The 12,325-nt window shown below is 73.3% G+C and carries 9 protein-coding genes, 1 pseudogene and 1 riboswitch; of the genes and pseudogenes, 2 read left to right on the top strand and 8 right to left on the bottom strand.

Annotation, left to right across the window (positions count from 1 at the left end):
• Positions 1–60 precede the first annotated feature (60 nt).
• From cobI to NGF19_RS02210, 7 genes are read right to left on the bottom strand one after another with little or no spacing between them, the layout of a single operon-like run.
• Positions 61–792 (bottom strand): precorrin-2 C(20)-methyltransferase, encoded by a 732-nt coding sequence (gene cobI, locus NGF19_RS02240; RefSeq protein WP_252421766.1) that lies wholly within the window; start codon positions 790–792, stop codon positions 61–63.
• On the bottom strand, positions 789–2,192 hold the full coding sequence (locus tag NGF19_RS02235; RefSeq protein ID WP_252421765.1) for a cobyrinic acid a,c-diamide synthase CobB: 1,404 nt from the start codon (positions 2,190–2,192) through the stop codon (positions 789–791). Before NGF19_RS02235 ends, cobI begins: the two co-directional genes overlap by 4 nt.
• Entirely contained in the window at positions 2,192–2,791 is a 600-nt protein-coding gene (gene cobO / locus NGF19_RS02230; RefSeq protein ID WP_252421764.1) for a cob(I)yrinic acid a,c-diamide adenosyltransferase, read from the bottom strand. Before cobO ends, NGF19_RS02235 begins: the two co-directional genes overlap by 1 nt.
• Positions 2,791–4,848: a putative cobaltochelatase gene (locus NGF19_RS02225; protein ID WP_252421763.1), complete on the bottom strand. Its 2,058-nt coding sequence runs from the start codon at positions 4,846–4,848 to the stop codon at positions 2,791–2,793. Before NGF19_RS02225 ends, cobO begins: the two co-directional genes overlap by 1 nt.
• On the bottom strand, positions 4,845–8,495 hold the full coding sequence (gene cobN / locus NGF19_RS02220) for a cobaltochelatase subunit CobN (RefSeq protein WP_252421762.1): 3,651 nt from the start codon (positions 8,493–8,495) through the stop codon (positions 4,845–4,847). Before cobN ends, NGF19_RS02225 begins: the two co-directional genes overlap by 4 nt.
• On the bottom strand, positions 8,492–10,000 hold the full coding sequence (locus tag NGF19_RS02215; RefSeq protein WP_252421761.1) for a cobyric acid synthase: 1,509 nt from the start codon (positions 9,998–10,000) through the stop codon (positions 8,492–8,494). The genes cobN and NGF19_RS02215 overlap by 4 nt, the downstream gene beginning before the upstream one ends.
• A complete protein-coding gene (locus NGF19_RS02210) occupies positions 9,997–10,953 on the bottom strand; it encodes a cobalamin biosynthesis protein (RefSeq protein WP_252421759.1) in 957 nt (318 codons plus the stop codon). Before NGF19_RS02210 ends, NGF19_RS02215 begins: the two co-directional genes overlap by 4 nt.
• A gap of 100 nt (positions 10,954–11,053) precedes the next feature.
• A riboswitch (cobalamin riboswitch) is annotated at positions 11,054–11,193 on the bottom strand.
• Between the two features lie 186 nt (positions 11,194–11,379).
• Here NGF19_RS02210 and NGF19_RS02205 point away from each other — a divergent pair.
• Complete coding sequence (locus NGF19_RS02205) at positions 11,380–11,607, top strand: DUF397 domain-containing protein (protein ID WP_252421757.1); 228 nt, start codon at positions 11,380–11,382, stop codon at positions 11,605–11,607.
• Between the two features lie 78 nt (positions 11,608–11,685).
• A complete protein-coding gene (locus NGF19_RS02200) occupies positions 11,686–11,946 on the top strand; it encodes a hypothetical protein (RefSeq protein ID WP_252421755.1) in 261 nt (86 codons plus the stop codon).
• Here NGF19_RS02200 and NGF19_RS02195 read toward each other — a convergent pair.
• Positions 11,876–12,325: pseudogene (locus tag NGF19_RS02195) on the bottom strand (hypothetical protein); the annotation flags it as partial. The gene NGF19_RS02200 and the pseudogene NGF19_RS02195 sit on opposite strands and share 71 nt — an antisense overlap.

Below are 12,325 nucleotides of genomic sequence, written 5' to 3'. Positions count from 1 at the left end.
GGTCCTCTCCTACGAAGGGGGTGTGAAACACGGGTGGGCGTACGGGAGTCGGCGGCCCTGTCACACCTTGCCGCCGCGGGTGCCGTCCCGGCGGGCGGGCGCGATGAGGGTGGACAGATAGGGGAGGGGCGCGCCGTCGAGATCGGCGGCCGGGCGGATCGACTCCTCGGGCAGCCCGAGCGCCGCACCCCACACCGCGTCCCCGAGCCGCCCGCTCGCGCGCAACGCCTCGGCGACCTCGCCCGCCTGCCGCCCGAACTTGTACGCGACCACGGTGCCGGGCCCGTCGAGCGCGTCCCTGAGCACGTCGGCCCCGGCGGTGACGGGCACCAGCATGAGCGGCTCGGTGCCCTCGGTCAGCACCGCCCCGGACCGCGCGGCGAGATCCTGCATCGCGGTGATGCCGGGCACGGTCCCGACCTCGCAGCCCGGCACCGACTCCCGTACGGTCTGGGCGAGATACGTGAACGTCGAGTACACATGGGGATCGCCGAGGGTGGCGAAGGCGACGGTGGTGTGTTGCCGCAGCAGCTCGGCCACCCGTTCCCCGGCCGCGTCCCAGGCGGCCTCGCGCCGCGCCCGGTCGGTGCGCTCGTTGAGCGCGAACACGACGCGTACGACCTTCTCCTCGGGCACGTGGTGCAGCACGGTCGCTTCCGCGCGCCCTCGTTCGCCGGAGTCCATCACGGGGACGACGACGACATCGGCGTCCCGCAGCACGCGGACGCCCTTGACGGTCACCAGCTCGGGGTCGCCGGGCCCCACTCCGACCCCGATCAGCCTGCTGCTCATGACGTCCGGCACCTCTCCACGAACCGATGGGCGACACCGGGCGCGGCGGCCCAGTGCGTGTGCAAGTAGCTGGCGTGCACGCCCTGTTGTACGAAGCCTTCGACGCGCCGCTCGGGGCCGCGCACCCCCCAGGCGGGAGCCGCCCCCGCGCCGGGCGCGACGACCGTCCGGTGGAACTCATGGGCGCGCATCCGTGCCCCGGCCGGGGCGAGGGCGCTGTCGCCGACAGCCACCGCGTCCCGGTAGCCGAGGGTGAGCCGTTCCCCCATGCGGGCCCGCGCGTCGAGCACCCCGCACATCGGGCGTCCCTCCAACTCCCGGCAGAGATAGAGCAGTCCGGCACACTCTGCGGCCACGGGAGCCCCGCTCCGCGCGAGTTCGGCGACGGCCTTGCGCAGCGGCTCGTTGGCGGACAACTCGGCCGCGTACACCTCGGGGAAGCCGCCGCCGATCACCAACCCGCCCACGCCCTCCGGGAGTTGCTCGTCGCGCAGTGGGTCGAAGGGAACGACCTCGGCTCCCGCGGCGGCGAGCAGCTCGGTGTGCTCGGCATAGGAGAACGTGAACGCCGCGCCCCCGGCGACGGCGACCACGGCCCGCGTCTCGGCGGGGGCGACCGGGGGCTCCCAGGGCGCGTCCGACAGCGGTCCTGCGCTCCTCGCCAGCGCCAGCAACGCCTCCAGGTCGCAGCCCTCGCGCACCCGCGCCGCCATCGCGGCGACGGCCTCCACCGCCTCCGCCCGCCGCTCGGCGACCGGCACCAGACCGAGATGACGCGACGGCGTGTCGATGCGCGCACTCCTGCGCAGGGCCCCGAGCACCGGCACCCCGGTGGACTCCAGGGCCTCGCGCAGCAGCGCCTCGTGCCGGTCGGACGCCACCTTGTTCAGGATCACGCCCCCGATCCACACCTCCGGGTCCCAGGACACGAAGCCGTGCACCAGCGCCGCCACCGACCGCGACTGCGAGGACGCGTCGACCACGAGCACCACGGGCGCCCGCAGCAGCTTCGCCACCTGGGCGGTGGAGGCCAGCTCGCCCGCCCCGGCGGCACCGTCGTACAGCCCCATTGCCCCTTCGACCACGGCGAGTTCACAACCTCGCGCGCCGTGCAGGAACAGCGGCGCAATCAACTCGGGCCCGCACAGCCACGCGTCGAGGTTCCGCCCCGGACGCCCGGTCGCGAGCGTGTGATACCCGGGGTCGATGTAGTCCGGTCCGACCTTGTGCGGGGAGACGGCCGACCCCCGCTCGGCGAACGCGGCCATCAACCCCGTGGCGACGGTGGTCTTCCCACTGCCCGACGCGGGCGCCGCGATGACCAGCCGAGGGACGGAGGAGGGGGAGAACGCGGTGGAGGACGAGGCGGAGGACGACGTGGTGGACGACGTGGTGGACATCACCACTCGATGCCTCTCTGGCCCTTCTGACCGGCATCCATCGGGTGCTTGACCTTAGCCATCTCGGTGACGAGATCCGCGAAGCCGAGCAGCGCCTCCGGCGCGTTCCGCCCCGTGATCACGACATGCTGGGTACCGGGCCGATGGCGCAGGACGTCGATGACCTCGTCGGTGTCGACCCACCCCCACTGCATCGGGTACGCGAACTCGTCGAGGACGTACAGCCGGTACGTCTCGGTGGCCAGGTCACGCTTGACCTGCTCCCAGCCCTCCCGGGCCTTCTCCTCGTTGTCCAGTTGCTCGTCGCGCTGCACCCACGACCAGCCCTCGCCCATCTTGTGCCAGTCGACGCTGCCGCCCTGCCCGGACGCCCCCAGCACCCGCAGCGCGTTCTCCTCGCCGACCTTCCACTTCGCCGACTTGACGAACTGGAACACCCCGATCGGCCACCCCTGGTTCCAGGCGCGCAGCGCGAGCCCGAAGGCCGCGGTCGACTTGCCCTTCCCGACACCGGTGTGCACGACGACCAGCGGACGGTTGCGGCGCTGACGGGTCGTCAGGCCGTCGTCCGGTACGACACTCGGCTGTCCCTGCGGCACTATGCGGCCCTCCTGATCCCCTGTACGTCCCTCACCAGGCCCGCGATGCGGTCCGCGCGCAGCTCGTCCAGCGTCACCGCCGACCCGCCCGAATCCCGCGCGAGTTGACCGGCGAGCCCCAGCCGCACGGGCCCCGACTCGCAGTCCACGACGACGGACGCGATGCCCTCGGCGGCGAACAGGCGCGCGGCCCGCCCGGCGAGCGCGACCGGCTCGGGACCGCCGGTGGCCCGCCCGTCCGTCACCACCACGACCAGCGGACGGCGCGCGGGATCCCGCAGCCGCTCGATCCGCAGCAGGTCATGGGCCTTGAGCAGTCCGGCGGCCAGCGGGGTCCGCCCGCCCGTCGGCAGCGACCGCAGCCGGGCCGCCGCGGCGTCCACGGACGAGGTCGGCGGCAGCGCCACCTCGGCCGTCGACCCCCGGAAGGTCACCAGCCCCACCTTGTCCCTGCGCTGGTAGGCGTCCAGCAGCAGCGACAGCACGGCGCCCTTCACGGCGCTCATCCGCTGCCGTGCCGCCATCGAGCCGGAGGCGTCCACGACGAACAGGACGAGATTGGATTCGCGGCCCTCTCGTACCGCTTGCCTGAGGTCGTCACGACGCAGCAGAAGCCCGGACCCGGTGCGGCCCCGCGCCCGCTGGTGCGGTGCCGCCGCCTGCACGGTCGCCGCCAGATGCAGCCTGGTCAGCGCCCCTTGCGGGCGCCGCGCCCCGGTGGTCCGCCCGTGCTCGGTCCGGGCGCGCGAACGCCGCCCGGCGGCACCCTCGCCGACGCCTGGCACGCTCAGCACCTTCGTACGGAACGGCTCCGACGCCCCTACGGCCTGCTGCTCCCCGGAACCGGCGGCCGGTGCCTGCCCGTTCTCCGCCTGCCCGTTCTCCGCCTGCCCGTTCGCCCCGGCCTCGGGCTGCGCCGCGGTGTCACCGCCCTGCGGGCCGTCGTCGGGCGACGGCTGTCCACCGCCACCACTCGGCCCGTCCGGATCAGGATCCGGATCGTCCTCGCCCTCGCCCTTGCCCTCGTTCTCGTTCTCGTTCGAGCCTTCGCCGGACCGCTCCAGGGCCTCGTCGAGGGTGTCCTCGTCGAGCCCCGGTGCGTCGAAGGGGTTGCGGCGGCGGCGGTGCGGCAGCGCGAGCAGCGCGGCCTGGCGTACGTCCTCGGCGAGGACGTCGGTCCGTCCGGCCCAGGCGGCCAGCGCGGTCGCCGTACGCGCCATCACGATGTCGGCGCGCATGCCGTCCACCTCGAACGCCGCGCAGGTCGCCGCGATCTGCCGCAGCGCCCCGTCCCCGAGTCGTACGGACGGCAGCAGGTCACGCGCGGCCACGATCCGCGCCCGCAGGGCGGTCTCCTCGTCGGCCCAGCGGGCGGCGAATCCGGCGGGGTCGTCGTCGTGGGCGAGCCGCCGCCGGACCACCTCCACCCGCTGGTCGGGCTCGCGCGAGGCGGCCACCTCCACGGTGAGTCCGAAGCGGTCGAGCAACTGCGGTCGCAGTTCGCCCTCTTCGGGGTTCATGGTCCCGACGAGCAGGAACCGCGCGGCGTGCCGTACGGAGACACCCTCGCGCTCGACGTACGAGGCACCCATGGCGGCGGCGTCCAGCAGGAGGTCGACCAGGTGGTCGTGGAGGAGATTGACCTCGTCGACGTAGAGGATGCCCCGGTGCGCGGCGGCCAGCAGCCCCGGCTCGAAGGCCTTCACGCCCTCGGCCAGCGCCCGCTCGATGTCGAGGGCACCCACGAGCCGGTCCTCGGAGGCGCCGACGGGCAACTCGACCATGCGGGCGGGCCGTTCGACACCGGGCCCCGGTTCGTGCGGCCCGTCCGGGCACTGCGCGTCGGGAGCGGCCGGGTCGCAGGAGAAGCGGCAGCCGGGGACCACGTCCACCGCGGGCAGCAGCGTGGCGAGCGCACGGACAGCGGTGCTCTTCGCGGTTCCCTTCTCGCCGCGTACGAGAACGCCACCGACCTGCGGCGACACCGCGTTGAGCAGCAGGGCCAAGCGCAGGTCGTCCTGCCCGACCACGGCCGTGAACGGAAACGGAACACTCACTCGTCGGCCTCCAGATCGCCCTCGAGTTCCAGATAGGTGGCGCGGAGTCGCTCCAGCGTCTGCTGGTCCGGCTCGGCCCACAGCCCGCGCTCGGCGGCCTCCAGCAGCCGCTCGGTGATGCCCCGCAGCGCCCATGGATTGGACTTCCGCATGAAGGCCCGGTTCTCGGCGTCGAAGACGTACTCCGCGCTGAGCCGCTCGTACATCCAGTCGTCCACGACCCCGGCCGTGGCGTCGTACCCGAAGAGGTAGTCGACGGTGGCCGCCATCTCGAAGGCGCCCTTGTAGCCGTGCCTTCGCATCGCGCTCATCCAGCGCGGGTTGACCACGCGCGCGCGGAAGACGCGGTGCGTCTCCTCGCCCAGCGTCCGCGTCCTCACCTGGTCGGGTACGGCACTGTCGCCCACGTACGCCTGGGGGTCGGCGCCCGTCAGATGCCGGACCATGGCGACCATGCCGCCGTGGTACTGGAAGTAGTCGTCCGCGTCCGCGATGTCATGTTCACGCGTGTCCACGTTCTTCGCCGCCACCGCGATCCGACGGAACGCCGTCTCCATGTCCCCGCGCGCCGCCCGCCCGTCGAGGCCGCGCCCATAGGCGTAGCCGCCCCAGACCGCGTACACCTCGGCCAGGTCGGCGTCGCTGCGCCAGTTGCGCGCGTCGATCAGCGGCAGCAGACCCGCGCCGTACGCACCCGGCTTGGACCCGAAGATCCGGGCGGTCGCCCGCCGCCGGTCGCCGTGCAGGGCGGTGTCCTCGTCGGCGTGCGCGCGTACGTAGTTGGACTCGGCGGGCTCGTCCAGTTCGGCCACCGTCCGTACCGCGTCGTCGATCAGCCCGACGACATGCGGGAACGCGTCCCGGAAGAAGCCAGAGATGCGGACCGTCACGTCGATGCGCGGCCGGCCCGACTCCTCCAGGGGGACCACCTCGAAGCCGGTCACCCGGCGCGAGGCGTCGTCCCACACCGGGCGGCAGCCCAGCAGTGCCAGGATCTCGGCGATGTCGTCGCCCTGGGTGCGCATTGCGGATGTGCCCCAGACGGTGAGTCCGACGGACTTCGGGTAGGCGCCGGTGTCGCTCAGATACCGCTGCACCAGCGAGTCCGCGAGCGACTGGCCGACCTCCCAACTCAGCCTCGACGGGATCGCCTTGGGGTCGACCGAGTAGAAGTTGCGGCCGGTCGGCAGGACGTTGACCAGACCGCGGGTGGGGGAGCCGGAGGGGCCCGCCGGGACGTAACCACCGTCAAGTGCCGTGCGGAGATGGCCGATCTCGTCGGTGGTCCGGGTCAGCCGGGGCACGACCTCCGTGCAGGCGAACTCCAACACCGCGACGGCGTCGGGGAGTTCGAGGCCGAGGACCTCACGGACGAGGGCAGGGGCGCTCGCGCTGTCCCAGCCGCGCTCCTCCATGCCCTCCGCGAGGCGACGGCACAGCGCCTCCAGGAGGTCGATGGCGTCGGCGGCCGTGCGCGCCGGACCCGCCACCAGGTCCGTCAGCTCCACCGGCACCTTCACCGGCGCCCCCGGCGCGGCCAGCAACTCCTTCTCCACCAGCCCGAAACACGCGGCCAGCGACGCCCGCAGCCCCGGCAGCGCGTGCGCCCGCCCGCCCCACACCTGCGAGGCGCGCAACACGGCGAGCACGAGGTTCACCCGCGGCTCACCGACGGGACCTTCGCCCAGGATGTGCAGACCGTCCCGGATCTGCACGTCCTTGATCTCGCACAGATAGCCGTCGATGTGGAGCACGAACTCGTCGAAGTCGGCGTCGTCCGGCTGCTCGTCCATGTGCAGGTCGTGGTGCAGCTCCGCGGCCTTGACGAGCGTCCAGATCTGAGCCCGTACGGCGGGCGCCTTCGACGGGTCCAGGTCGGACACGAGGGCGTACTCGTCGAGGAGTTGCTCCAGCTTGGCCAGGTCGCCGTAGGTCTCGGCACGCGCCATCGGCGGGACGAGGTGGTCCACGACGGTGGCGTGGCCGCGCCGCTTGGCCTGGGTGCCCTCGCCGGGGTCGTTGACGATGAACGGATAGACCAGGGGGAGATCACCGAGCACGGCGTCCGGTGCGCAGCCCCGGCTCAGCCCGAGCCCCTTGCCCGGCAGCCACTCCATCGTGCCGTGCTTGCCCATGTGCACGAGGGCGTCGGCCCGGAAGGAGTTCTCCAGCCAGCGGTAGGCCGCCAGATAGTGGTGCGAGGGCGGCATGGCGGGGTCGTGGTAGATCGCGATCGGGTTCTCGCCGAAGCCGCGCGGCGGCTGGATCATCACGACGACGTTCCCGAACCGCAGCGACGCCAGCACGATGTCGTCCCCGTCGACGTACAGCGAGCCCGGTGGCTCGCCCCACGCCTCGACCATCGCCTCCCGCAGCCCCGGATCCAGCGTCTCGAACCACGCCCGGTAGTCGGCGAGCGGCACGCGCGCGGGCGCGGCGGCCAACTGCTCCTCCGTCAGCCACTCGACGTCGTGACCCCCGGCCTCGATGAGCCGGTGGATCAACTCGTCGCCCTCGGCGGGGTATTCGGACAGCGTGTACCCCGCCGCCCGCAGCGCGTCCAGCACCCGGACCGCCGAGGCCGGAGTGTCCAGGCCGACCGCGTTGCCGACGCGCGAGTGCTTGGTCGGATAGGCGGTGAAGACGAGCGCGATCCGCTTGTCGGCGTTCGGCGTGTGCCGCAACCGGGCGTGGCGTACGGCGATCCCGGCGACCCGCGCGGCCCGTTCGGGGTCGGCGACATACACCGGTACGCCGCCCTGGCCCTCCTCCTTGAAGGAGAACGGCACGGTGATCAGCCGGCCGTCGAACTCCGGGATCGCGACCTGCATGGCCGCGTCCATCGGGGACAGGGCGGCATCGGACGCCTCCCACGCGGCGCGCGAGGAGGTGAGGCACAGTCCTTGCAGCACCGGGATGTCCAGGTCCGCGAGGGCTCCGACGTCCCACGACTCCTCGGCCCCGCCCGCCGATGCCTCCGCCGCGTGGGCGCCCCCGGCGGCCAGCACGGTGGTGACGAGAGCGTCGGCCCGCCCCAGCAGCTCGTACAGCCCGGCGTCCGCGCCGCGCAGCGAACCGCAGTACACGGGAAGGGCGTTGGCGCCCCGCGCCTCGATCGCGTCGCACAAGGTGTCCACGAAGGCGGTGTTGCCGCCCAGTTCATGGGCCCGGTAGAAGAGCACGCCCACGGTGGGGCGGCCCTCGACCAACGCGCGCTCACCGTGAACTCCGTACGCGGGCATCGTCGTCGGCGGTTCGAACCCCTCACCGGTCAGCAGCACGGTGTCGGACAGGAACCGGGCCAGCTCCGCGAGGTTGGCCGGGCCGCCCTCCACGAGATAGCGCAGCGCCTCGGCGACCACGCCCGCGGGCACGGACGACTCCGCCATCAACTCGGCGTCGGGGACGGTCTCCCCGCCGAGCAGCACCGTCGGGATGCCGAGGGCCCTGAGCCGGGCCAGCCCGTCCTCCCAGGCGCGCTTCCCGCCCAGCAGCCGTACGACGGCCACGTCCGCGCCCTCGACCAACTCGGCGAGTTCCGCGCCGACATCGACCCGCGTCGGGTTGCCGATCCGGTAGGCCGCGCCGCAGGCACGGGCGGCCAGCAGATCGGTGTCGGCGGTCGACAGCAACAACACCGTGCTCATACGGGCGCTCCCGGGGGAAGGTAGGGCAGACCGAGCGGTGCGCCGGACTCGATGAGCCGCCACAACGCGTCCGTGTCCGCGTGCTGTTCGATCAGATCGCCGAGCCGGTCGAGCTGCTCCTCGCGCAGCGCGGCGAACGAGGTGTCCGGAGCCGGGACGAAGCGGCGACCGGCGGTGGCGGCCACCGCGCGCAGGAACGCCCGCCGGAAGTCGTCCGACTCCAGCGAACCGTGCCAGTGCGTGCCCCACACCGAGCCGACCCGGCAGCCGTCCAGGAAGGGCTCACCGCCCATGACGTCGGCGACCCCGTGGTGGATCTCGTACCCCTCGACAGGCGCGCCGAGCGCCTCGCCGACGGGCCGCGCGAGGGTCTTCTCCCGTGCGAACCGCACCCGCACGGGCAGCATCCCGAGCCCGTCCACCACCCCTCGGCCGCTCTCGACCTCGTCCTCGATGCGCTCGCCGAGGATCTGGAAGCCGCCGCAGATCCCGAGGACGGGCCGCCCCTCGGCGGCCCTGCGTACGAGGGCCTCGGCGAGACCGCGCTCGCGCAGCCACTCAAGGGCGCGGACCGTGGCCCGGGTGCCGGGGACGATCACGAGGTCGGCGTCGGCCAGCTCCTCGGGCCGGTCCACGAACCGCACCACGACGCCCGGTTCGGCGGCCAGGGCGTCCACATCGGTGAAGTTGGACATCAGCGGGATCGCGCACACCGCGACCCGCAGCACGTCCTCGCCGACGGGCGCGGCCACCTCCGACTCCCGCACCGCACCCCGCAACGACACCCTCAGGCCGTCCTCCTCGTCGATCCCGAGGCCGTGCCGGAAGGGCAGCACACCGTAGGTGCGCCGCCCGGTGAGACCGCGCAGCATGTCGAGTCCGGGCTCCAGCAGTGCGACGTCCCCGCGGAACTTGTTGACCAGGAACCCGGCCACCAACTCCTGGTCCTTGCGCGCGAGCAGGGCGACGGTCCCGAAGAAGGAGGCGAACACACCGCCGCGGTCGATGTCGCCGACGACGAGGACGGGCAGCCGCGCGGGGCGGGCGATCCCCATGTTCACGATGTCGGTCCGCCGCAGATTGATCTCCGCCGGGCTCCCGGCCCCCTCGCAGATCACCGCGTCGTACGAACTCCGCAGCGTGGCAAGGCACTCCAGCACGGTGTCCAGCAGCGTCTCCTGCCGCCCACCGTGGTAGCCGCGCGCACTCATCTCGCCCACCGCCCGGCCCATGACCACGACCTGACTGGACCGGTCGCCGCCCGGCTTGAGCAGTACGGGGTTCATGAGCGCGGTCGGTTCGATCCGGCAGGCCTGGGCCTGCATGGCCTGCGCCCGCCCGATCTCCGCGCCCTCGCGGGTGACGAAGGAGTTGAGGGACATGTTCTGCGCCTTGAACGGCGCGACCTCGACGCCCTGTCGCACCAGCCAGCGGCAGATCCCGGCGGTGACGACGCTCTTGCCCGCGTCGGAGGTGGTACCGGCGACCAGCAGTCCGCCGCTCATGACAGACGTCCCTTCGTGAGAACCCGCCGGGCGAGGAACCGCCCGGCGACCGTGACCCCGAGCGCGAGCCCGCTCACGCGCCGGGACAGCCGTACCGCGCGCTCGATGTCCTCGAACCGGACCGCCCGCCCTGGGCTGTTCAGGACCGGCCGGTGCTCCACCCGGCCCCCGTACGAGAGCGTCCCGCCGAGCCGCACCCCGAGAGCCCCTGCGAACGAGGCCTCCACGGGCCCGGCGTTGGGGCTCGGGTGCGCCGCGGCGTCGGCACGCCGGGCCCGTACGGCGCCCCGCGGATCGGGGCCCGCCACTGCCGCCAGGACGGCGGTCAGCCGCGCCCCCGGCCATCCGGCGACGTCGTCGAGCCGGGCCGAGGCCCACCCGAAGCGCCGGTACCGCGGCGACCGGTGCCCGACCATGGCATCAAGGGTGTTGACGGCCCGGAACCCGAGCAGCCCGGGGACCCCCGCGACCGCCCCCCACACCAGCGCGCCTACTACGGCGTCGGAGGTGTTCTCGGCGACGGACTCCACGACCGCCCGCGCGATCCCGTCGGCGTCGAGCGCCTGCGGATCCCGCCCGCACAGATGCGGCAGCCGCGCGCGAGCGCCCTCGACATCGCCCGCGTCGAGAGCGCGCCCGATGCTCCGGGCCTCCCGCGCGAGCGACGTGCCGCCGACGACGGCCCAGGTCGCGGCGGCGGTCAGCGCGAGAGAGGCGGCAGGACAGGGACGTACGCGGCGGGCGGCCACGGCCCCGAGGGCCACGGCGCCACCGGCGCACACAGCGGTGTGCAGCGCGCCCCACCCTCGGTGGTCGCGCCACAACGCCCGCTCCACGGCACCGGTGGCCAGCCCGAACACGGCGACCGGATGCCCACGGCGTGGATCGCCGAACAGGAGGTCACCGAGAAGGCCGGCGGCGGCGCCGTACGCGAAGACGCGATCGGCACCCATGGGCTCAGTCGGCCGCGGGATCGGTCAGGGGTCGGGTACGGAACCGGGAACGGCAGCCGCGCATGGCGATGTGTCCTCACTCAGGGTGTCCACGCCCTGGTTCGACGAGACCGGCGGTGAGAGTTCCTGGCTCCCGGGATGTACTTCCCCGGTGACAGTGGCGGGACCGCGCCGGATTCGCACCGGCTTCCTCTCCTGCCGCCGTATGGCCCCGGCAGTTCACCACGCCTCCCGAACACCCGTCAACCGCCTCCTGACCAGCGGCGCCACAGTGTGCCCGGCCCCACACGGCGGAAGTCCGGATCGGTACGCCGAATCGACGGTTTCTGGGCTCTTCCCCGCAGCGGAAGCCGGGAACACTGGAGAGGGAACAGCAGTACGAGCGGGGTGGGCGCCGACGAACGGCAGGGCCAGGAGGAGGTCGGTGTGATCGGCAGGGACCCAGCACCGTGTCAGGCACTGGCCGGGCGAGGCTGGCTCAAGAGCAGCTACTCGTCCGGTGACGACAGCGCCTGCGTCGAAGTCACCGCCGCGGGGGCGTGTGTGCGGGTGCGTGACTCGAAACGGCGCGAAGGCCCGGTGCTCGTCTTTCGCCGTACCGCGTGGTGTGGTTTGCTGGCTGCACTCGAGAACCCGGCAGCGGACCGCTTCTGAAGATCCGTCCACAGGACGGGAGGGACCCACATGGGGGACAGGGCCAAGGACGTCCCGGCGCGTGCGGGAGGTCCACCTATGACGCGTGTATCGCTGACGGCGGCGGCTCCGCTCGCCCTCTTCTCCCTCACGACCGGCGTGCTCGCCGTCGGCATGGGCGCGCTCGCGGCACTGCTCGTGCCCGGCTCCTCGGCGCGGGCCCTGGTCTGGCTGGTGGTGACGCTCGTGGCCGCGGGCTGCGCCGGCCTGTGGTGGGGTCTCACCCCGCTCACGGAGCGCCTCCGCGTTCTGGACCGGGCCGTTGCGGCGGTTCGTCCACGGGACTCGCACAGCCGCTGACCTCGCCCGCGCGCCCCGCTCCCGAGCGCCCGCGCACGGCCCGGCCGAGGCCCGCCGCGAGGGCGGTGACGAGCGCAGCGCTCAGCGCGCCCAGCACCGTGGTGGTCAGCGGAGTCAGGGCGCTGATCCGCAGGCTGGGCGCCACTCGTGCGGACACGGCGATGCTGAACAGCAGGACGCTGCCGCAGGCGGTGCCCAGCAGCAGCCGGACCGACAGCAGCCGGATCTCGCCGTTGACCCGGGCGTTCTCGACGTCGATGAGGGCCTCGGCCCACTCCCGCCGCTGCATGGCGCGGGCCTTGAGCGTGACGTCGTCGAGACAGGCGGGGGCGTTGTTGTCGGCCGCGCCCGCCCGCGGGGGGGGGGCGGGGGGGGGGCC

The organism is Streptomyces macrolidinus, from assembly GCF_023887685.1.
Lineage (GTDB): Bacteria > Actinomycetota > Actinomycetes > Streptomycetales > Streptomycetaceae > Streptomyces > Streptomyces macrolidinus.
The sequence above is the reverse complement of the archived record's forward strand: the minus strand, read 5'-3'. Positions and strand labels throughout refer to the sequence as shown.